The 21,708-nt window shown below is 34.5% G+C and carries 22 protein-coding genes; 8 read left to right on the top strand and 14 right to left on the bottom strand.

Going from position 1 to position 21,708, the window contains the following annotated elements; genetic code table 11:
• Positions 1 to 4: 4 nt before the first annotated feature.
• The 6 genes from LPC09_RS02420 to LPC09_RS02395 form a co-directional block, all read right to left on the bottom strand.
• Positions 5 to 817, bottom strand: a complete 813-nt coding sequence (locus LPC09_RS02420) for a carbohydrate ABC transporter permease (protein ID WP_098797770.1) — start codon at positions 815 to 817, stop codon at positions 5 to 7.
• Positions 814 to 1,752, bottom strand: a complete 939-nt coding sequence (locus LPC09_RS02415; protein WP_098797771.1) for a carbohydrate ABC transporter permease — start codon at positions 1,750 to 1,752, stop codon at positions 814 to 816. The genes LPC09_RS02420 and LPC09_RS02415 overlap by 4 nt, the downstream gene beginning before the upstream one ends.
• The gene (locus tag LPC09_RS02410; RefSeq protein ID WP_098797772.1) at positions 1,749 to 2,870 is read right to left on the bottom strand and encodes an ABC transporter ATP-binding protein; all 1,122 of its coding nucleotides are present in this window, start codon (positions 2,868 to 2,870) and stop codon (positions 1,749 to 1,751) included. Before LPC09_RS02410 ends, LPC09_RS02415 begins: the two co-directional genes overlap by 4 nt.
• 21 nt (positions 2,871 to 2,891) lie before the next feature.
• Complete coding sequence (locus LPC09_RS02405; RefSeq protein WP_098797773.1) at positions 2,892 to 3,488, bottom strand: glycerol-3-phosphate responsive antiterminator; 597 nt, start codon at positions 3,486 to 3,488, stop codon at positions 2,892 to 2,894.
• 302 nt (positions 3,489 to 3,790) lie between these two features.
• Entirely contained in the window at positions 3,791 to 5,626 is a 1,836-nt protein-coding gene (locus LPC09_RS02400) for an ABC transporter ATP-binding protein (RefSeq protein WP_098797774.1), read from the bottom strand.
• Complete coding sequence (locus LPC09_RS02395) at positions 5,607 to 7,337, bottom strand: ABC transporter ATP-binding protein (RefSeq protein WP_098797775.1); 1,731 nt, start codon at positions 7,335 to 7,337, stop codon at positions 5,607 to 5,609. The genes LPC09_RS02400 and LPC09_RS02395 overlap by 20 nt, the downstream gene beginning before the upstream one ends.
• 333 nt (positions 7,338 to 7,670) lie before the next feature.
• Between LPC09_RS02395 and LPC09_RS02390 the strand changes: the two genes are divergently transcribed.
• Positions 7,671 to 8,219 carry a CBO0543 family protein gene (locus LPC09_RS02390; protein WP_098797776.1) on the top strand — a complete coding sequence of 183 codons (549 nt, stop codon included), beginning with the start codon at positions 7,671 to 7,673 and terminating at the stop codon, positions 8,217 to 8,219.
• A 13-nt stretch (positions 8,220 to 8,232) separates the two neighbouring features.
• Here LPC09_RS02390 and LPC09_RS02385 read toward each other — a convergent pair whose 3' ends face one another.
• Together LPC09_RS02385 and LPC09_RS02380 are read right to left on the bottom strand one after the other, a co-directional pair.
• Positions 8,233 to 9,219, bottom strand: coding sequence for a sensor histidine kinase (locus LPC09_RS02385; protein ID WP_231308907.1), 987 nt, complete (start codon positions 9,217 to 9,219; stop codon positions 8,233 to 8,235).
• Positions 9,220 to 9,229: 10 nt separating this feature from the next.
• The gene (locus tag LPC09_RS02380; protein WP_231308906.1) at positions 9,230 to 9,931 is read right to left on the bottom strand and encodes a LytR/AlgR family response regulator transcription factor; all 702 of its coding nucleotides are present in this window, start codon (positions 9,929 to 9,931) and stop codon (positions 9,230 to 9,232) included.
• Positions 9,932 to 10,094: 163 nt separating this feature from the next.
• Between LPC09_RS02380 and LPC09_RS02375 the strand changes: the two genes are divergently transcribed.
• The 3 genes from LPC09_RS02375 (at position 10,095) to LPC09_RS02365 (ending at position 13,378) form a co-directional block, all read left to right on the top strand.
• Complete coding sequence (locus LPC09_RS02375) at positions 10,095 to 10,835, top strand: ATP-binding cassette domain-containing protein (protein WP_212138072.1); 741 nt, start codon at positions 10,095 to 10,097, stop codon at positions 10,833 to 10,835.
• Complete coding sequence (locus tag LPC09_RS02370) at positions 10,835 to 12,001, top strand: ABC transporter permease (RefSeq protein WP_098797780.1); 1,167 nt, start codon at positions 10,835 to 10,837, stop codon at positions 11,999 to 12,001. Before LPC09_RS02375 ends, LPC09_RS02370 begins: the two co-directional genes overlap by 1 nt.
• 138 nt (positions 12,002 to 12,139) lie before the next feature.
• The gene (locus tag LPC09_RS02365; protein ID WP_098797781.1) at positions 12,140 to 13,378 is read left to right on the top strand and encodes an MFS transporter; all 1,239 of its coding nucleotides are present in this window, start codon (positions 12,140 to 12,142) and stop codon (positions 13,376 to 13,378) included.
• 140 nt (positions 13,379 to 13,518) lie between these two features.
• On the opposite strand, the gene LPC09_RS02360 is transcribed toward LPC09_RS02365, so the two are convergent.
• The gene (locus LPC09_RS02360) at positions 13,519 to 13,668 is read right to left on the bottom strand and encodes a hypothetical protein (RefSeq protein WP_231308905.1); all 150 of its coding nucleotides are present in this window, start codon (positions 13,666 to 13,668) and stop codon (positions 13,519 to 13,521) included.
• Positions 13,669 to 14,019: 351 nt separating this feature from the next.
• On the opposite strand from LPC09_RS02360, the gene LPC09_RS02355 reads away from it, so the two are divergent.
• Together LPC09_RS02355 and LPC09_RS02350 are read left to right on the top strand one after the other, a co-directional pair.
• Positions 14,020 to 15,180 carry a 3D domain-containing protein gene (locus tag LPC09_RS02355; RefSeq protein ID WP_212138073.1) on the top strand — a complete coding sequence of 387 codons (1,161 nt, stop codon included), beginning with the start codon at positions 14,020 to 14,022 and terminating at the stop codon, positions 15,178 to 15,180.
• 359 nt (positions 15,181 to 15,539) lie between these two features.
• Entirely contained in the window at positions 15,540 to 16,871 is a 1,332-nt protein-coding gene (locus tag LPC09_RS02350; RefSeq protein ID WP_231308904.1) for a sensor histidine kinase, read from the top strand.
• Positions 16,872 to 16,931: 60 nt separating this feature from the next.
• Here LPC09_RS02350 and LPC09_RS02345 read toward each other — a convergent pair whose 3' ends face one another.
• The 4 genes from LPC09_RS02345 to LPC09_RS02330 form a co-directional block, all read right to left on the bottom strand.
• Positions 16,932 to 17,585, bottom strand: coding sequence for a Na-translocating system protein MpsC family protein (locus LPC09_RS02345; protein ID WP_231308903.1), 654 nt, complete (start codon positions 17,583 to 17,585; stop codon positions 16,932 to 16,934).
• Positions 17,586 to 17,600: 15 nt separating this feature from the next.
• Positions 17,601 to 18,341 carry a Na-translocating system protein MpsC family protein gene (locus LPC09_RS02340; protein ID WP_231308902.1) on the bottom strand — a complete coding sequence of 247 codons (741 nt, stop codon included), beginning with the start codon at positions 18,339 to 18,341 and terminating at the stop codon, positions 17,601 to 17,603.
• A 111-nt stretch (positions 18,342 to 18,452) separates the two neighbouring features.
• On the bottom strand, positions 18,453 to 18,872 hold the full coding sequence (locus LPC09_RS02335; RefSeq protein WP_231308901.1) for a hypothetical protein: 420 nt from the start codon (positions 18,870 to 18,872) through the stop codon (positions 18,453 to 18,455).
• A 251-nt stretch (positions 18,873 to 19,123) separates the two neighbouring features.
• Complete coding sequence (locus LPC09_RS02330; protein ID WP_098797786.1) at positions 19,124 to 19,822, bottom strand: Na-translocating system protein MpsC family protein; 699 nt, start codon at positions 19,820 to 19,822, stop codon at positions 19,124 to 19,126.
• Positions 19,823 to 20,234: 412 nt separating this feature from the next.
• Between LPC09_RS02330 and LPC09_RS02325 the strand changes: the two genes are divergently transcribed.
• Positions 20,235 to 20,453: a hypothetical protein gene (locus LPC09_RS02325; RefSeq protein WP_098797787.1), complete on the top strand. Its 219-nt coding sequence runs from the start codon at positions 20,235 to 20,237 to the stop codon at positions 20,451 to 20,453.
• A gap of 23 nt (positions 20,454 to 20,476) precedes the next feature.
• Positions 20,477 to 20,611 carry a hypothetical protein gene (locus LPC09_RS27270; protein ID WP_255301631.1) on the top strand — a complete coding sequence of 45 codons (135 nt, stop codon included), beginning with the start codon at positions 20,477 to 20,479 and terminating at the stop codon, positions 20,609 to 20,611.
• 34 nt (positions 20,612 to 20,645) lie between these two features.
• Here the strand turns inward: LPC09_RS27270 and LPC09_RS02320 are convergent, their stop codons facing one another.
• A complete protein-coding gene (locus LPC09_RS02320; RefSeq protein WP_231308900.1) occupies positions 20,646 to 21,620 on the bottom strand; it encodes a carbohydrate kinase family protein in 975 nt (324 codons plus the stop codon).
• Between the last annotated feature and the right edge of the window lie 88 nt (positions 21,621 to 21,708).

The raw sequence follows: 21,708 nt of genomic DNA, 5'->3' as shown, positions 1-21,708 counted from the left end.
TGCATTACTTAATTGCGCCTTGTGTAAGTCCACTTTGAAGACGTCTTTGACCGATAAACAATAAAATGAGTGTAGGAAGAATAACTACAACGACTGCCGCCATCACCACCCCCCATTCGGTAGAAATTTCTTGTGATTGCAGCTGTTTTAAACCAATTTGTACCGTTCGAACACTTTCGTTGTTTGTTACAAGCAACGGCCATAGGTACATATTCCAGGTTGTTAAAAAGCTATAGATTCCTAATGTTATTAAGCTTGTTTTTGAAACTGGTAAAACAACGTTCCAAAAGAAGCGAAAATGACTTATTCCAGCAACCTGTGAAGCTTCATACAATTCCTTAGGGATTGTTTTAAATTGTTGTCTTAACAAAAACGTTCCGAAGGCTAATGCGAAAAATGGAATGGTAAGACTAGAATAGGAATTCAGCCATCCAAGCTTTTGAATCGTCATGAAATTCGGAACCATTGTTGCTTCCCAAGGAATCATCATCGTTGAAATAAATAAGAAGAAAATAAGTTCTCTTCCTTTAAAGGATATAAATACAAAGGCAAATGCTGCCAAGCTAGACACTATTAATTGACCTACCATAACAACGGTTGACACATAAAAACTATTCCATAGATATTGAAGTAGCGGGACCTTTTCAAAAGCGGATTTATAGTTTTCTAAGGTAAGACTATTAGGGATTAGATTACCTTTGAGCACCTCTCCTCCTTGCATAAAACTGATCATGAATGCATAAAAAATTGGAAACACCATAAAAATAACTGAGACAATTAACAGCGTATATAATACAATCTTTTTAAAACTCCTCATTGATAATGCACCTTCCGTTCCCCAAGCTTAAATTGAAGAATGGTAATAAATAAGATACAGAAGAAAAGAATTGTTGCTTGAGCGCTTGCAGACCCAACATTATAGTTTACAAATGCATCTTTATAGATGGAATAGACAATGACATTTGTCGACTCCACTGGTCCTCCCTTTGTTAAAATATCGATCTGTCCAAAGGTTTGAAATGCATTGATTAAGGAAACTGTAATAATAAAGAATAGTGTCGGAGATAACATCGGGATTGTAATTTTCCTGAGTTTATACCAATAGCTCACTCCTGCTATCTCAGCATTCTCGTACAAATAATCATCAATATTTTGCAATCCTCCTAACAAAATAAGAAAAGCAAATCCTGTATTCATCCAAATTGTTGATATCGCAACAGAGAACAGAGCAAACTTCGGGTCTAATAACCATTGAATTTCCGATCCACCAACAGCTGTGACCAACTTATTTAATATTCCTATTGCAGGGTTATACATAAACATCCAAATAACCGAAGAAGCCGCGACACTCATTCCCATCGTGGACGAATATATCGTTCGAAAAAAGCCTATTCCCTTCACCTTTTCATTTGCAATAACTGCTAAAAATAATGCAATCACCACTCCTAAAGGAACTGTGTACAAGACAAATAGTATTGTTGCTTTTAGACTTTGCTGAAAACTCTTAGACTGTAAAAGATAAGTGAAGTTTTCAAAGCCAACAAACGTAATCGGCACTCCTTGTCCATCTGTTAAAAAAAAGCTTAAATATAACGTGCGTAACATTGGATAAAAAAGAAATAATCCAAACAGAATAATAGATGGTGCCAGATAAAGTAATCCTATTAAAAAGTTGGGTACCTCTCTTTTTTTGACTTTTGAACTTGTTTGTATATCAAGCGAAGGTGATGAAACATCAGGCAAGCTACTCATAAAACTGCCTCCTTAAGAGTGTGTTGATCAAATCTATTAGATTGATGCCATAAACACTCCCCACTGTCAGCATCAAACATATAAATTTCTGAAGGTGTAACGTATAACGGAATTCTTTCCCCGATATCAACGTTCCATTGTCCGTTCCATTTTGCAATCCACTGTTTATGACCAACCTCAAATGTAATGAGAGTTTCTGTACCAAGCACCTCCACATTTACAGCCTCAGCGAAAAAGCTCATCTTACCTTCTTTAGCAAGCTTTACAGCCTCAGAACGGACTCCTACCATTAGCTTCTTATCTTTAGGCAGAAGACTAGCAACCTCATTAGCTAGTAAAATTGAACGGTTATCATCAAGAAGTAAACGATTATCTCTTACTGATACTACTGAGAGATTCATCGGAGGTGCTCCGATGAAAGATGCTACAAATGTATTCGCAGGGCTATTATAGATATCAATAGGTCGGCCAATTTGCTGTATTTTACCGTTATGCAAAATCATCATACGGTCAGCCATTGTCATTGCTTCCGTTTGATCATGTGTAACATAGACCATCGTAATACCTAGTTTTCTTTGAATCTGCCTGATTTCAGATCTCATTTTTGCTCTTAGCTTTGCATCTAAATTAGATAAAGGCTCGTCCATTAAACAAATCGGTGCATGTGTAACAATCGCACGTGCTAATGCTACCCTTTGTCGTTGACCACCTGACAATTGTCTCGGTTTACGATCTAACAATTCGGACAACCCCAACATTTCAGCAGTCTCTAGGCATCGTTTCTTTTGCTCTGATTTTGAGATTTTCTTTGTATGTAAGCCAAAGGTAATGTTTTGTTCAACACTTAGATGTGGATATAATGCATAGTTTTGAAACACCATTGATAGGTTCCGCTGACTTGGTGGTAGTTGATTGGAAAGGATATCACCAATAAATAATTCTCCTTTTGATATACCCTCAAGCCCAGCAATCATTCGAAGCATTGTGCTTTTTCCACATCCAGAAGGACCTACTAATACAAAAAATTCACCTGGTTCAATTGTGACATCAATTTCTTTTATCACATCAGATTTCCCATCATAGGACTTTGTCACTTTTTTTAACTGTACACGCTTCATTCCGTAAACCTCCTCATGTATTTATATACGATGCTTTTCCTCTTTACAGGTCTTCCAAAGCCAAGGTCTCCCAGTCGAAACAGCTACAGCTCCACTCTCTAATGCCGCTTCAATTTGTAATTGATTTTGAATAAGTCCACCTGTAATAATAGGAAGATTTGTTTCTCTTCTTAACTTGCTAATCATATCTGGAATAAGCGCAGGCATAATCTCAAGAGCATCTGGTTGAATATCGTTGACTGTTTGTAAGCCGTTTTTCACTGCATCTGTATCAACTAAAAAGAGCCTTTGAATTGTTAACAAACCTTCTTTTTTTGCTAATTGGATAAGCGAGCTTTTCGTTGTTATAATTCCAGTTGGCTTTACATACTTTGCTATAAATTTCAATCCTTCACGGTCATAACTGATGCCCGGGATTTTTTCTATATGCAAAAACACAAATCTATTGTTTTTCTTTAGTAAGTCAACATATCTTTTAATCACACTAATGTTTCCTGTTAATAAAAAGGCTGATTGTATATTTGTGTTTAAAAACTGATCCAAGCTTTTGGGATCTTTAATAGATGCAATAACCTGATCTTCTTTCAATCTTTTTGCAAATTCCTGTAGCATGTCCATCCTACCCACTCCTTCATAATTAACTTGAAGGTTGAATAGTAAAATAAAGAAACCATAAAAAAACACAGGGGTTACGATAACGTAATTCTCCTATTTCTTTTTATGGTTTCTCATTTTCACAACCTAATCTATTCACTTGTCCTTCACAGCTTTATAGTATCAACGAATTATAAAGTTGGTTTAAAGATAATGTATATTTTTGTAAATAGAGTATTGATTTTGTGTAAATATTTCCTAGTGTCAACAACAGTCAAAAGAAAAAACCTTCTTAATTAAGTAAGAAGGTTCTGCAATACATCCCATTAAGATTCATATTGAAGCATTTCACTTTGACATTGCATATCAAAGTAAAATCCTCGTTCTTCAAGTAATTGTTTATGTGTTCCTTTTTCAATGATTTTTCCATCTTTTAAAACAATAATTTGATCAGCCATCTTGATCGTATTTAATCGATGAGCAATGACAAAGGTTGTTCTTCCCTTCATCAATCTCGATAATGCCTCTTGAATTCTTAGTTCTGTGATCGTATCAATACTGCTCGTCGCTTCATCTAGAATTAAAATCTTAGGGTCCGCAAGCATTGCTCTAGCGATAGCCAGTAGCTGTTTCTGACCATGACTAATTCCATTTCCATCATGTTGAATGAGTGAATGATATTGCTCAGGTAGCTTATGAATAAATGATTCTGCATTTGCAAGCTTTGCTGCTTCGATAACTTCCTCATCAGATGCATTCATTCTTCCATACCTAATGTTATCTAAAATTGTGCCTTTAAAAAGAAAGGTATCCTGCAGCACGAAGGCCATTTGATTTCGTAAGCTGTCCCTGCTTATTCTGTTTATATTTTTTCCATCAATGTAAATTGAACCTTGATCAGCATCATAAAAACGAGATATTAAATTAATAACAGTTGTCTTCCCAGCACCTGTTGGACCTACTAAAGCAACGGTTTCACCAGGTCGTGCTAGGAAATCTACACCCTCTATCGTTTGCTTATCATCTCCTTGTTCGTAAGAAAAGCAAACGTCTTTAAAACGAACCTCTCCATTTAATTCGGTAATAGCCATTGGAGAGCTTACATCCTTTTCTCTTTCTTCATCTAGAATATCAAACACTCTTTCAGCTCCAGCTATTGCCGATAACAACGTATTAAATTGATTTGCTAAGTCATTTAGCGGGCGAGTGAATTGTCTTGCGTATTCCGCAAAAATTACAATCGTACCTATTGTAATCATTCCATTAAGAGCAAATAGCCCCCCAATCCCTGCAATGATAGCAAAGCTAAGGTTATTCAGCATATTCATAACCTTAGGAATAAAACCTGAAATCGTTTGAGCCCAAAACCCTGATTTTCTTAAGTTATTACTTTTGTCAATAAAGCTTTCAATCACCTTTTGTTCTTGCGAATAGGCTTTAATCATTTTCTGCCCCGATATTACTTCCTCAATATAACCGTTGAGTTCACCTAAACGTTGTTGTTGCTGTTTAAAAAGACTCCCGGTACGTCTAGTAATCCACTTCATACCGATAATCATAAGAGGGATAATCATTAAAGTAATAAGGGTTAATAAAGGGCTTAGCCATAACATAACTGTCACTGTACCGATTAAGGTCAATATACTTGAAAAGATTTGAATAACTGAGCTATTTAAGGTTGAGCTGACATTTTCAATATCATTTGTCACACGGCTCATTAGTTCTCCATGCTGTCTTTTATCAAAAAATGAAATAGGAAGGAAATGTAGATGATTAAACAAATTAAACCTCATTTTATTTACTGTATATTGCGAAATACCAATCATCCAATAATTTTGTAAGAATAATGATATTGAATGGAATATAAAGACGGCTATCAGCCCAATAACCATGAAAGCCAAGCCATCGGTCGCTAATGTAACAATATGTTCATCAATTGTTTTTCCAATTAAATATGGCCCTAACAATCCTAAGCCTGAGCTTAAAATAACCATAACCAGCACAAGGAAAAACTGACCTTTTTTTTCGGATAAATACCTCCAAATCCTAAGGACCGTTTGCAGCCCCTCTTTAAACCCTACTTTTTGTTTTTTCTTTAGCTGATTTCGGTTGTCCATAGAAATTCTTTCATACTTAAACGGGCTAGTTAGATGCTTTAACATTGGACACCCCCTCCATCATTTGAGATTGATAGATTTTTTGATAGAGAAGGGATGTTTCTAATAACCTATGATGTTGTCCATAAGCTACTACCTTCCCTTCATCCAACAATAAAATGTGATCTGACTCTTGTGCTGTGCTAATTTTTTGAGTAATAAGTAACGTCGTGCATGTATAGTTTTTTAATGCATTCAGTAATTTCTTTTCTGTTTTGACATCAAGAGCACTAGTGCTATCATCTAACAAGAGTATTTTCGGTCTGCGGACAAAGGCTCTTGCAACAGACAATCTTTGCTTTTGTCCACCTGAAAGATTAACCCCTTTTTGTCCTATTTTTGTTTCATACTGATTAGGAAGCTTTATAATCGTTTCGTGAATTTGCGCTGCTTTTGCCGCTTCAATGATCTCTTCATTTGAAGCATGCTCCTTCCCCCACGCAATATTGTCCTTTATTGATCCAGAGAATAACACGGCTTCCTGAGGAACTAAACCTATTTGATTCCGCAAATACTCGATGTTCATGCTCTCAACTGAAACATCGTCAATTAAGATCTTTCCCGAGTTAACTCCATATAGTCTTGGAATTAACTGAAAAAGAGATGACTTCCCTGATCCTGTGCCACCCATTACAGCAACTGTGTCACCTGCTTTCACATGAAAAGAAATATCTTTTAATACTCTTTCACTAGTTCCAGGATAAACAAATGTAACATTATTAAATTTGATACTTCCGTCTTGGAGTAATACCTGTTCCCCCACAGACTCTTCCGATCCATCTGTTTCTAAAACCTCCATCACACGTGAAGCCGAAGCACGAGAGCGTGAAAGAAACATAACAATAAAGGAAAACATTGATAAAGCTGCTGTTGTTCTTAGACCATAGTTGACAATTGCAACCACTTCACCTACCTGAATATTTCCATTTGCAACCTGTACTTGACCATTCCACAGAATGTAGATAATGCCGATATTCATAATAAGAAGCAAGATCGGCATTGCCATTTCAATCATTCGCAATGTTTTTGTTGTTGAATTCCTTAATGAATTAGTGGCTTTTGTAAAGCGTTCAATTTCATGACCTCTACGTACATAAGCCTTAATTAACCTCATCCCCATCAGATTTTCTCTTAATACGTCATTCACTGCATCTAATTTCGCTTGAACCTTTTTGAATAAACCACTACCTTTTTTCATAATCCAAATAAGAAGAATGATAACAACAGGAATAACAAACGCAAACACTGTTGCTAAAGCAGCATTCACAAAAAATGACATGATAACTGAGCCAATAACAAGAAGCGGGGCTCTTAACATAATTCGAAGACCCATAAACAGCGTATTTTGTAGCTGGGTAATGTCATTGGTCATTCTTGTAATAAGAGATGATGCAGGAAACTTACTTAGTTTCTCAAAGGTAAAGGATTGAACCTTTGTAAATAATTGTTTTCTTATTTCAAAACCAAAGCCCTGACTAACATGTGCAGCATAGAAAGAATTAATAATACCTGAAGCAAATGCGAGGAGAGACAAACCCAACATCACTGCGCCCCAAAAAGTAACGATCGAATAGTTCTCTTTTAGTATTCCATCATCAATAATTTTTGCCATTAATAAAGGTTGTAATAGTTCCACTGCCAATTCAGTTAACATTAATAGCAATGCAACCACCATCGGTATTTTGTATGGATGTAGAAATGATCTTAATTTTAACATTCTAAATAGGGCCCCCAGGTAATAGTAAGAGATACAATAAAGTAACTTACACTAAGTATATAGTCTACAAATGAACGTTTTGGATACCAAGCACTATGCTTCGTATCATCTTATGTTTCTCCACTACTATTTATTAGAATAATAATCACTTTCGTTAAGTATGTTTAAATGCGCATGCGATAACTTGACATTGAATCTAGATTACATGAAAAACAATAATATGACGACTATAGAAACTTTACTTACTTGAAATCCCATTCTTTCAACATACACTCATAATATTTAATAAAATACCCATAATAAGTAACAACATTTTACATTGTGAGGTATGCGATGAATCCGAGCCTAATTGATATTATGGAAACTCAAGCGAAATTATCAAAAATTCGTTGGGAATATTGGCGAGATGATATTATTTTTAGCTATCAATGGTGGTTCCTTATTATTACGTTCGTTATTTTGTTTATTGTATGGATTCGTTTACTAGACAAAAGCAGACTGTTGACGATTCTTTTGTTTGGATTTATCACATTAAATATCGTAACCTTTTTGGACACTCTCGGAGGGGAGCTGCAAGTTTGGGAATATCCTAAAATGATTCTACCTTGGGGCCCAAGGATTTTATGTATCGATCTAATGATTTCCATTTATTTTATGTTACTTTATCAATTTTTCACAAAATGGAGATCATATATTTTCGCCTCCATCATCCTATCTGCTATCTTTTCATTTATTTTTGAACCGATAGCTATATTATTAGGAATTTATCTACAGATAAGTTGGTCCCATTTTTACTCATTTCCTATTTATATCCTTTTAGCAATCAGCATTAAATGGATGGTTGAGAAGTTAATTAAAATAAATAACCTTACAAAAGGCTGACTCATCTTTCGAATCAGCCTTTAACTATAAGTGGAATTTTTATCTTTATATTTATTGTATTTTCAATATATTGAAAAGATAATCGTCCATTATATGACTTTACTAAATTAGAGATGATAAAGGTACCTAAACCTTGATGACCTTTCCCCTTTGAAGTTGCACCGAACTTTTCAAACAAATAATCTATTTCGTTTTTACCGGTAAATATAGCATTGTTTATGATTTCAAGAATATAAATGCCGCCATGAATTTCTGTTTTTACAGCAAGGGCGGACTGATGATAAATTTCATGATAACTCTGTGAAGCCTCAACGGCATTCTCTAAGAGATTTGCGATCAATTGAACCTGATGAATTGGCTTCATAGGCAGTGACGAGACTGGTACATTAAAGCTATATTCAATACCTGTTCCTGTTTGTTCAGCTAACTTTTTATATTTTAATAGAATGGAAGAGATATGAGATTCTTCTCCTTTTATTGCCTGGTTGACCATATTATATTCACCAAGCAATAAACGAAAGTATTCCTTGGCTTTGTGATTCGTTTCATGTTCTATTAGAAATTCTAATGTACTAACATGCTTTAGAAAATCATGTCGTTGTGATCTTACCGTTAAAAAATGTTCATTCATCTCTTCCAACTTCTTAGACAACTGTTGAACCTCATGTTGTTCTTTTACTTCTAGCGGCAGCTTTCTTAGCCTAACTATTTCACAAACAAACATTCCAATTAAAGAAATGATTTGGGAACTTTCCTGTATTGTTGTTACGATAACTGCTAAAAATATTGCTTGAAGCACTAAAAAGAAACTAGTTTTTTTGAAAGATAAAGTTGATAAAGATGAAGAAATCATTATCATTTCTTTACGATGTAATATGATAATGGCAACATGAATCCCCACCAAAAGCATCACCACTAGTTGATGTTGATCTATGAGTAGTTTAAAATATGCCATTAAATACATACTGCATATGAAGATGATATATAAAATAGAATTCACCAGCTTACCCCTAGTTATAAAATTGATCCTGAAGCTTATCTAGACTTGATTTTGTAATAATAGCTGTATTCTTAGTTTTTTGAAAATGAACAGTATAAGAGTTCTTTGTGTATAACGAGAAGTTTTTCACATAATGAATATTAATAATAAACCCCCTGTGCGAACGAACAAAATGTGAACCCGCTAGCTCTTCTTCCAAATCATTTAATGTTTGATAGGTAGAAAACTCCCCTTCAAGTGTATAAATTGTTGTCGATCTACCCGTCCTTTCAATATAAATAATCCCTTTTTTATCAATGAAATAGATTTCGGATTTATTCTTTAGCACCAATTTTGTTTTATCGCTTACTTCCTTTTTCTTTTCTAATCGATTAATTCCTCTAAGCAATCTATCTTTAGAAAATGGCTTCATAATATAATCCAAAACATCTAATTCAAAAGCATGAACCGCATATCCACTATGACCAGTTACAAATATCACCTTTATGTCCATTGCATAGCTATGTATAAAATCAGCTAATTCATATCCTGATAATTCTGGCATCTCAATGTCAGTAATAAGTAAATCAATATCCGCACTTTTAATTAATTTATAGGCTTCCTCTGAGTTATTCGTAGAAAAGACAATATCAATATTAGCCTCTTTCGAAAGCGTTATCTGCAGTTTCTCTAAATCATATTTTTGGTCATCAACTAAACCAACTTTTATCATATTCGCACTCTTTCATAGAATTTTTTACCAACATTTTATCATGTTCATGAAGGAAATTGGCATTTTCACGACAAAAAAAGGAAGTTTCACGACAGAATGGCTGTTTTTAATATGCTGAACTCTTATGATTGTAATAGATTAAGGGAATCAAGGAGGAAAAAGGATGATTAAGATAAATCATGTTTCAAGGTCCTTTAAAGATAAAAAGAAAACCATCCAGGCAGTAAATAATATTACGTGTGAAATTCGTAAAGGAGATGTTGTTGGTTTACTTGGGGAGAACGGTGCAGGAAAAACCACTCTCCTTAGGATGATATCGACTATGTTAGAGCCAACAGAAGGTAGCATTATGATTGACGGAATTGATATTCATAAAGAACCTATGAAAATTAAAGGTCGGATTGGTGTTCTATTCGGAAGTGAGACTGGACTTTATGATCGTTTATCAGCCCGTGAAAATCTTAACTATTTCGCAAAGCTGCACGGGTTAAGTAAAAATGAAACCGAAAATCGAATCAATCAGCTTGCTGTTCGATTTGGCATGAAGGAATATATGGATCGAAAGGTTGGGGGCTTTTCAAAAGGCATGCGTCAAAAAGTAACGATAGCTAGGACCCTTATCCACAACCCGGAGATCATTTTATTAGACGAACCCACAACAGGATTAGATATTACCTCAGCAAATATGTTTCGAGAGCTCATTCATCAGCTTAGACGTGAGGGGAAAACAATTATTTTCTCTAGTCACATTATGGAAGAGGTAAAACAGCTTTGCCAATCTATTATTATGATTCATAAAGGAGAAATGATATATAACGGATCTACCGAGGACCTATACAAGCAAGAAGAAAGTGATGATTTAAACTATATCTTTATGTCTCGGATTATTAGGGGGAATGAATAATGACTTGGCATGTTTTTATAAAAGAACTGAAAGATTCTATAAGAGATCGTAAAACCATTATGCTCAGCGTTATGTTACCTATATTATTTAACATTGGATTATTGTTTTTTATGGAAAAGATCATTATGGATGATTCTGTTGAACAAGTAAACGTTGCAGTGGAGCAGAATACAGATAAACTCGTTTTGGATTGGCTGGAGGAATTAGACGAAATCGAAATCGTGTCTACAGATGACCCTGTTCACTTAGTAGAAGAGGGCGAAGCATTAGTTGCAGTTTCTGCCGATGAAAATTTCAGTCTGAAGTTAGAAAACAATGAAATGCCTGAAGTAATTGTTCAAGCTGATCCAACTAGCACAAAAGGGGGAAGCACCCAGGATTTAATTGCAAATACGCTAGCATTAAAACAACAAGAGTATATTCAGCAATATCTAGTTGAGAGTAATATTGATCCAACTTCTTTAGAGCCTTTTAAAATCAACATCAAAAGCATGAGTGAAGGAGATGATACGTCACTGTATTTAATCTCAATCTTTGCTCAACTCATTATCGTATTAGCCGTTTTAATGGGAGGACTACCCGCAGCAAACGATTTATTTGCAGGAGAGAAAGAACGTAAAACAATGGAAGCTTTACTAATGACTCCAGTTAATCGTCTTCATATTATCATTGGTAAATGGCTAGCCATAAGCACATTAAGTATGGTGAGTGGAATTTTCTCTGTCATTACCTTCATTATTGGGGTGAATGTTTTTACAGAAAAACTTGCTGATGCATTACAATTGGATGAAAATATAGGATTTTTTACAATCAGCTTATTAGTCGGTATTATCTTCTTTGCATTATTAATCTCAAGTTTACAAATGCTAATCAGCTTAATGGCAAACAACTTAAAAGAAGCACAAAATTATATCTCACCGATTACAACTCTGGCGATGGTTCCATACTTCATCTTAATTGGTGTCTCAGCTAATGAATTATCAACCATGCATTTTCTTATTCCATTTCTCAATATCTACGCATTAATTAAACAGTTAATCTACGGTATTTATGATACAACAAGCATATTATTAGTAGCTGGAAGCTCAGCAGCATTCATTTGTTTAACATTCTTTATAGCATATGCCATGTTCATGAAAAGCAAATGGGTGCTTGGTAAATCATAAACCACCTTTTTATTGGGTACTTCAAAAATTTGAAGTGCCCTTTTATTTTTCCCTTGAATTTTTTCCAAGTGATGACAATAATATGACTATTAGAGTCTTTTCGTACTTCGAAACAATTTATGTAAGGGAGAAAAAATCATGTCTACTGCTTCGATTCCCAAAAAGCCTGCTTCTTATCAAAGTGATACAGGAACTGTTTATAACATTTTATTTATCATTGGTCTCTGCCATCTTCTAAATGATAGTATTCAATCGGTTATTCCGGCAATGTTCCCCATTTTGGAGAAATCGATGGGGCTTACATTTACTCAACTAGGTCTTATTGCTTTTTCATTAAATATGGTATCGTCTGTTATGCAGCCAGTTGTAGGATTTTATACAGATAAACGCCCAATGCCCTATGCATTACCGATTGGATTGACAAGTAGTATGCTCGGTGTTCTTGGATTAGCTTTTGCTCCTTCGTTTATCACAATCCTTCTATCTGTTATTTTTATAGGTCTCGGTTCAGCTATTTTTCATCCTGAAGGTTCGAGGGTTGCTTATATGGCAGCCGGAAATCGCAGAGGATTGGCTCAATCTATCTACCAGGTTGGTGGAAATAGCGGTCAGGCACTTGCACCAGTTATTACAGCATTAATTCTAGTCCCATTAGGTCAGTTTGGCGCTATTTGGTTTACAGTTGTTGCTGCTCTAGCCGTATGCTTTCTAATCTATATTGCAAAATGGTATTCTACTAAGCTATCAATTATGAACGCTGAAAGAAAAGCGAAGCAACAAGTAGAACATAAAAGTAAATCATTATCAAAGGCAATTCGTAATGCTCTCATTATCATTATTTTCATCATTTTTGCTCGTTCTTGGTATGGAAGTGCTATCTCTAACTTCTACGCCTTTTACGCCATTGAAAAATACGACTTAACGATTGCTACCTCACAGCTATACATTTTTACTTTCCTTGTGATGGGTGCAGTTGGAACATTTCTTGGTGGTCCACTAGCAGACCGCTTCGGTAAACGTAATGTGATCCTTGTTTCTTTACTAGCTACAGTGCCGTTTACATTATTGCTACCATTTGTTGGTCCTACTGCTTCTCTGATCCTGCTTGGTTGCATCGGAATTATCTTAATGTCAAGCTTCTCAGTTACCGTTGTGTATGCTCAAGAACTTGTTCCTGGGAAAATCGGAACAATGTCAGGTTTAACTGTTGGGTTAGCATTTGGTATGGGAGCAATTGGATCAGTTGCTTTAGGCGCAATTATTGATAAATTAGGATTAACAACAACAATGATTGGAGTGGCTTTACTACCTGTATTAGGTATTTTAGCTTTCTTGCTCCCCTCAGATCGTAAATTACAAGAATGGCAGCAACAATAATTAATACTTCAAGACCTAAAAAAGAAGAACATTCGGGATGTTCTTCTTTTTTGCTCTCTATTGAAGGACATGTTTCATGTTCTTTCTTTGGTGAAGACCACTTCCCTCTTTTTCCTTTGCCGCTTTGGTCTTCATCCCCCTTATGAAGAACATTTCCCTCTTTTTCCTTTGCTGCTTTGGTCTTCATCCCCCTTATGAAGACCATTTCCCTCTTCTTCCTTTGCTTTTTTGGTCTTCATCCTCCTTATGAATACCATTTCCCCTTTTTCCATTGCTGCTTTGGTCTTCATCCCCCTTATGAAGACCATTTCCCTCTTTTCCCTATGCCGCTTTGGTCTTCATCCCCCTTATGAAGACCATTTCCCTCTTTTTCCTTTGCCGTTTTGGTCTTCATCCCCCTTATGAAGACCATTTCCCTCTTTTCCCTATGCCGCTTTGGTCTTCATCCCCCTTATGAAGACCATTTCCCTTATTTCCCTATACCGTTTTGGTCTTCATCCCCTTCACATAGCCAATTCCAACTTAAAAATATAAGATAATACTAGATTGAGTGGAAGTAATTCCCTGAACTTTTAATCTAATTGTAACCTACGAAATCTATTTCTATGTTATAACTAGATAGACGAGAAAGGGGTTGCTATATGCGAGCTTTTAAGCAAACTATTGCCACAATTGGTATCCTTTTATTATCCTTACCTATTTCTTACGTGGCAAACGCAGAATCAACAAAGGCATCTTTAGATCGTGCCAATGAACAGCTAGAGCAGAGTCAACAAACCATTCTTCAAAAAGAAAAAGAGCAACAAGCGATAAATGAAGAAGTAAAAGACATTCAAGAAAACGTACAAGCCTTAGAAAATCAGATTTCTACTAACGAGAAAAGTTTAGCTGAAGTAGAAGCAAAAATATCAGAAACTCAGAAAATAATTGCACAGAAAAAAGAGGAAATAGTGCTTTTACTTGATAAAGTATATGCTCGTGAAGGAATTATGGAAAAGCGTTTAGTCGCTCTTCAACATAGTGACCGAACGACAGTTGTGATTGAAACCCTCATTAATTCAGAAAGCATTGGTAATTTCTTTGAACGAGTTGGTGCAGTTGCCACTTTACTAGACGCAGATCAAAAAATAATAGATCAACAAGAAGCTGATTTAAAGCAGATTGAAGAAGATAAAAAAGAAATTGATCGTCAACAACAACTTCTTCATACACAACAAAGTGATCTTGAAGCTAAGAAAGCTGAACTAGAAGAAAACCGTGTAAAAAGAAACGAAGCATTAGCTGTTATGCAGGAAAAATATCAAAAGCTTTCAGAAGAAATTAATCTCGCTGAAAAAGAAAAATCAACTATACAATCACAAATTACCTCTATTTCAGATAAGTTAGAAAAAGAGCAAGCCGCTGCTAAAGCAAGAGCTGTTGAATTAGCAAAGGCGAAAAAAGCTCAAGAAGAAGCACAAGCTCAGCAAACTGTTGCTCCTCCAACAAATAACAAAGACACTTCTACTGTTTCCGGAAAAGAAATGTATGTTTCCGCAACAGCTTATAGCCATGAAGATACTAAAAACGATGTTACTTATTTAGGATATAACATAAAGAAGAATCCAAACATGAAATTAATTGCTGTAGACCCAGGCGTTATCCCACTTGGTTCAAAAGTGTGGGTTGAAGGATATGGTGTTGCAATCGCTGGTGACACAGGTGGTGCGATTATAGGTCATAAAATTGATGTTCTCATGCCATCAAGTGCAAAAGCATTGCAATGGGGCCGAAAGACAGTGAAAATTGTTATTCTTGACTAAGAAATTATAACAATTAACGAAGAGATAGATAAACCAGATGCTTTCTGGCTTATCTATCTCTTTGTGCATTTCTCAGTTGAAAAAAATGTTAAAAAATTTTATTATTAATATTGGGAACAGGGAGAGATGCCCAGTTCTATTTTAAAATGAACCGATATCAACTTAATATAGGTTACGCCTTTTAGTTAATAGCTAAAATTTAAAGCCAAAGTAAGATGTAGTGAAAACACACTACTCTTATTTTGGCTTTTTCTTTTTTATAGCCAGTTTAAACATTTCATTAGATAACACCAATATGAGTTCCCCATCTACTAGACAAACGATATTAAAAAATGAAAAAAATAAGGATGTGAAGGTCTTTGTTAACATCATCAAGTAGTATTGGTCAGGTGTTATTCAACCTGCTGATCGTGCTATCACCAATCTATTTTTATCAATTGATTTTTTCCCATTCTACTAAAAAAAGAACTGATCTTTTTGCAGGACTAGTTTTTGGTTTTGCGTCCATTTTAAGTATGTATTTCCCTATTCTTTCAGGTGAATTAAACGGCGGCTTCCTATGGGATTTACGTTGGGTTCCGTTTGTTGTTTGTGCACTCTACATGGGGAAAGTATCCACCATTATCTGTGGATTGTTATTAGTAGGATATCGTTTTACATTAGGCGGTTTTCTTGCATCAGTTAATGTACTAGTTGTTGCACTCATACTTTATATACTTATTATTTTGATCAAGAAAAAATATCATGAATTACGTAAAGTTAGCAAAATTCTTATTACACTCTTTACTTCAATTCTAACTTTTTTTGTAGTTATTTCTTCCATTTTATTACACTTTCTATACTTAAATCAGTTGGAGTTTTTATATCAACTAGGAAGTCATCTTTACTTACAAATGGGTGCTTCCTATGTAATTGGTATAATGATCTACGCTTATCTTACAGAAAGTGTACGATCTAACCTTAAGCTATCAGAACAAATTCATGATGCTGAAAAGCTTAATATTGTAAGTGAGCTTGCAGCCTCAATTGCCCATGAAGTACGTAATCCATTAACAGTGGTAAGAGGATTTATTCAACTAACAAAAGTGAAAGTTGATAAAGAACTCCATCATTATATGGACACCGCTATTGATGAACTAGATCGGGCTGAGTCAATCATTTCGGATTATTTGAATTTTGCAAAACCACAACAAGACATGAAAACTGAGGAAATTAGGGTTGGTAAGTCACTAAAAGAAATTATTCTCCTTATGCAATCCTATGCTAATATAAAAGGAATTAGACTCGAACACCAAATAGAAAAAGATTTATACATTAAGGTAGATCCGTTTAAATTTAAACAAGCGATCTTAAATTTGGTAAAGAATGCAATTGAAGCAACAGATAGTGGAAGTGTGAAGATTACTGTGATCTTTTGTGAAAAAAGCCAGGTAATCTCCATTCAAGTAATAGATACCGGCTTAGGAATGACAGTAGAGCAACTCCAAGGAATCGGTAAGCCATATCACACAACAAAAGAAAATGGAACAGGTTTAGGATTAATGGTGACGATCCGATTGATTGAGGCTATGGGTGGAACGTTAAAATTTGAAAGTGAACCTGGTAAGGGGACTATAGTTAACATCAAATTTAAAGGCGTTAGGAAAAGCTCCAAAGAACAAAATGCTTCTAAGAAGCCGTATACTGCTTAATGAAATGAAATAAAGCATAAAAAAGTTCACATAAATCTTGTGAACTTTTTTATATACACCTTAAGATCCTAAGATAAAAGCAACAAATGACTTATCTTCTTTAAAGTTCCAATCAATAAAGATATCCTTGATAGTAGTATTGAATATATTATCAAATTTTCCATATCTATGGAAATAAGTTTTCTCTAATTCATCCTTTGTAATCTTAAGCTCCTCTGCAAACCCTTTCTTGATTAGTGATTTTTCAATTGGAATAAGAATTCCTTTCCTCTCGATTAAATAAAGAGAAGATGAAAGAGGATACACATAAATTTGATCTGGAATTTTTTGCACCAATTGACTCAGTCGAGCAACCTCTGTTTCTAGCCTCTTGAAATCAACATTTTGGTCTGATGCACACTTTTCTACTTCATCATCCATAACAAATATAATCACTCCAGAGTTATTGGGAAAATTCCAATCATGATAACTTTCCTCAACATCCTTTAATTCTTCAATAATATGGTTAATGATCACGGTTCTAGCCTTGTCAACCTGATTATTTTGTCCTTGTTGTATAAGGATCTCTTCCATTGGTGAAATAAAACCACGGATATATGTAACTAAATATTTACCACACAGTGTTGATTGACAGGATTGTGGCCCCTTGCCAAAATTCTTTCTTAGTAACTTACTTGTAAAGCTACTAATCATATTTAAAGTTTCTTGATCCATACCCTCACCTCTCTTCTATTCAATATCAACTTGTCTGTAATTATGCTTTTTTGGCTCTGTAGGATTTAACATAAAAAGAATGACACTTTTATCTAAGTCAAAATCCCAATCCACAAACATTTCGATAATTTGTTTGTTGAGGGTAGCTTCTAATTGGCTGTTGTTATGCAAATACCCTTTCTCCAAATTCTGCTTAACTCGTTTTAAAAGATCACCATGACCAAGTCGAATGAGTTCCTTTTCAATTCTCACGAGGATTCCATTACGAATAATTACTAGAGTTCTTTCATTAATTTCACAGGAATAGATCTCTTCAGGTATCTTCTGTGCTTGCTTACTAATTTGAATAACCTCGTTATCAACCTTTTCCTTGCCAATATACTCCTCAACTAATACCTCTTTAGGTGTAAACGGTTCAGAACTAACACAAGTAACCATCCCAGATTTATTGTGTAAATTCCAGTCATAATAAACTTCCTGAATTTTTTTACTAGTAGATATCTCAATAAAAGCCCTCAGTTCAGGAATAAGTGTATCCATTAGTTTATCTCTCATTTGCATGATTGTCATGATCTGGTCTTGTTCCAACAAAACACGCTCAGAGGGGGTAAGAAAGTTCCTTAAGTAAATCGTGATAAATGTGTACCCTACTGAAGTATACACAGATTGTGGTCCCTTACCAAAGCTCTCTCGAAACATCTTACCAACATAGCCGCTTATATCCTTTTGAAGGCTTAATATCGCATTATCATCCATTATATTAGACTCCTCTCTCCTTCTTTATTTAATATCTAGTATGAACGATTATTTCTTTTTCAATAAGAATACACCTTATAAAAAAACATACTGTGTTTTCCACAGTATGTCTCAATTTACAATAATAAGTTCTGTCAGTAAGCAACTTAAATAATCTAATTGATATTTTAATTGTAATCTAAAAGAGTGAGTGGCATCCATTCTCTCCAGAAAAATTTTGGCATTCTCAATATTCTTCAGCATTTCACAGATTAACTCCGTGAGTGATGCAACCATATTAATAAATAACTGTTTTTCAATAGGTTCCAGTTTCATCAAGACTGATGTTTGCTTCATAACATTAATAATATCTGAATGAGTATTTGCTATAGGAAGTATAACATTAGAAAGTTCTTTCTCCTGTTGACACACAATCTGCTTCATATCTCCAATAAGCTGAGTTACTTCATATAACATAACAGTTGTGATTTTGTTAATGACTTTTAAAGATTGTAAATATTCGAAAGTATGCTGTTGATCCTGCTTTATCATGTTGTAACGAGCTCCTATTCCTTCAAAAACTAACAAACATAAAAAAGCCAAAATAGCAAAAAGAAATATTCTTTTTGCTATTTTGGCTTATGTTTAGCTTATTTTTCTAAATCATTTCTACCAAGTATTTAAATTAGTTTATTTCTAGTTGATAAATATAGCACTTAGCTTCATTTAAAAGAAAAAGCATTATTATCTTTTCTTCTTAATTTAATAATATAAAATATTCAAATGAAAGTAAATAATCTCTTCTATTGTAAATAAAAGAAAATATAGCTCCTATCATTTTTGTAGTCCCAAATCATAAATATATCTTCTACAACTGTAGTGAAAATTGATTCAAAAACCTCTTTTTGTTTAATAAAGGAGTTCTTAATATCATTGGAACGCTCTTGTAGCAACTCTATATGTCCTTTGCGATACAAAACTTTTTCAATTTGAATTAAAGGTTCTCTGCATTCTACAGCATACATATTTTGATTCATTCTAATGATTTCTACTCTACTTGGTACTTTATATATTTCCTCACTAACCGAAATTATTCCGTTAAAAAGATTCTCCCTGATTGTAGGAGGTACTGTTGTTTCGAGCCATTCTTTAGATCCACTATTCTCCAAAATCATTATTCCCGTGTTTCTTTTAAAATTCCAATCATCATAATAAGAATCAAAAGAAATACCAAGGCAATCATGTGCTTCTTTGCCAAACTCAGTGAATACTTCTTCCATAACAGCGGACCTGAATTTCTGTAATAAGCTTACATTGTTATTCTTCAACAAAACGGCTTCAGCAGGAGTTATATATTTTTTTATAAAGATGACTAATCTGTTTGAATGCAATGTAACGTAACATGTTTCAGGTCCTTTTCCAAACCTTTGCTTTAGCAGTTTACTTAATGTACTACTAAGAAGAAGGAGGTCTTCTTGGTAGTAATTATCAACATTTTTCATTTTATGTCCTCCTTAGTTATATTTAATCAATGCACAACAAGCAGCTTTAAACATTTTATACAATTTATTCCATATAAACATAAAAAGGCCTAACTTCGATATAGAAGTTAGGCCATGGACAGACAGCTATTGTGAGATAGATTCTCCCATTTACCATTTAAGGTTCATTTATATAATTGTATGTAAGTTTGTAATGAATCCTTTAATCAAAACTAATAACAGCAAGAAATTAGTCTAATAAAGATTATCACTATTTCCTATACATTGCAACAGTTTCTATCTATTCAATTCTTATACCTACTCTATCTTCGGTACTGTACTAAAATCTTAAATGATCATAAATAAAAGTTTTTGAATAGAATCTCCCTTCCTTTGATATCTTAAAACCAAAGTTAAATTTTGAGGTGATAAGATGAATAGGCGAAATCAGAATTCAGAGGTGACTCCCCATCAAGATGGAGAGAGGGAATCAATTATAAATGATCCGTTATCAACAGAAGGTTCTCAGATGGGGATAAGACTTGATGCTGATCCTGAATTTTCCCAAGAAAAAAACCCTTTTGATCATGAAATAAAACGAGATCCTTCCATGGATACATTTGAAAAACTAATGAGAGGGAAGAAAGTTTAAGAATAAAAGGAGGTTAAGTTTATATGTCTGATTGGAATGAACAAGCAGCTCCAAATAATAATACACCTGCTACTAGACTTCGAGCTCGTAATTTAACATTAACGAAACAAAACAAATATAGATCAAACTCTTCTAGAAATTCATCTAACGACAAATAATAAGCTTGAGAGGCTGTTTAGCCCCTCAAGCTGTTTATTGTGCTTTTATAAATGCATAAATTTGCTCTTGAGTTGGAATAGCTGAAATTGCTCCTTTGCCAGTTGTAGTTATAGCACCACTTGCATTGGCATAAGCAAGGATTTCTTCACTTTCTTCTTTTAGGAGAGTACCTATTTGAGATACAATCACATTCTTCTCAAGTAGCTTATAAAGAAAACCCCCAATAAAGGCATCTCCCGCCCCTGTTGTATCTTGAACAGAAACATTGTATCCAGGTGAATGAATGCAAAATTCCCCATTAACATAAAGGTCAGCTCCTTCTGATCCTTTTGTGTAGATAACAGCTTTCACATCTCCAATAAATAATGATTGAATCGCCTCTTCGACATCTTTCACTCCTGTAATAAACTCTAATTCCTCATCTGAAATCTTTACAAGATGTGCTTCAGGGAGAAAGTTCAAAATTGTTCTTCTACAGTCTTGAGGATCATCCCATAATGGTAGACGTACATTTGGATCAAAGCTGATCACAGCACCTTTTTTCTTAGCAGAATGAATTGCTTTAGTATGAGCTTTTTTCATAGGGCTTTCTACTAAGTCAACTGAGCAAAAATGAAGGATATCTCCTTCATTAAAAATATCTTCACTAATCTCATCTTCAGTCAGTAACAGATCAGCTGAAGGATTGCGGTAAAAGGAAAAATCTCTTTCTCCATCTTCCTTAAGAGATACAAATGCTAAGGCAGTGTTTGCTTCATTTGTTCTAAGAACATGTTCCGTATTTACGCCAACATTGTTTAAAGTTTCAACAAGAAAATCACCAAAAGCATCAACACCTAGCTTCGTAATCATTGCAGCGCTTCCACCTGACTTTGCAACAGCTGCTGCAACATTAGCAGGTGCTCCTCCTGGTGCTCTTTCAAATGACACAACATCTTTTAATGCAATACCTTTTTGCTCGGGAATAAAATCAATTAGTACTTCTCCAATAGAAAATAATCTACCCATTTTTTCACCTTCTTTAATATGTATTAGTGCCAACTGTTTAAGTATATACCATAGTGATTATTCTAATAATAAGTTAGGTATGCTCGAT

The organism is Metabacillus sp. B2-18 (assembly GCF_021117275.1).
GTDB lineage: Bacteria > Bacillota > Bacilli > Bacillales > Bacillaceae > Metabacillus.
The sequence above is the reverse complement of the archived record's forward strand: the minus strand, read 5'-3'. Positions and strand labels throughout refer to the sequence as shown.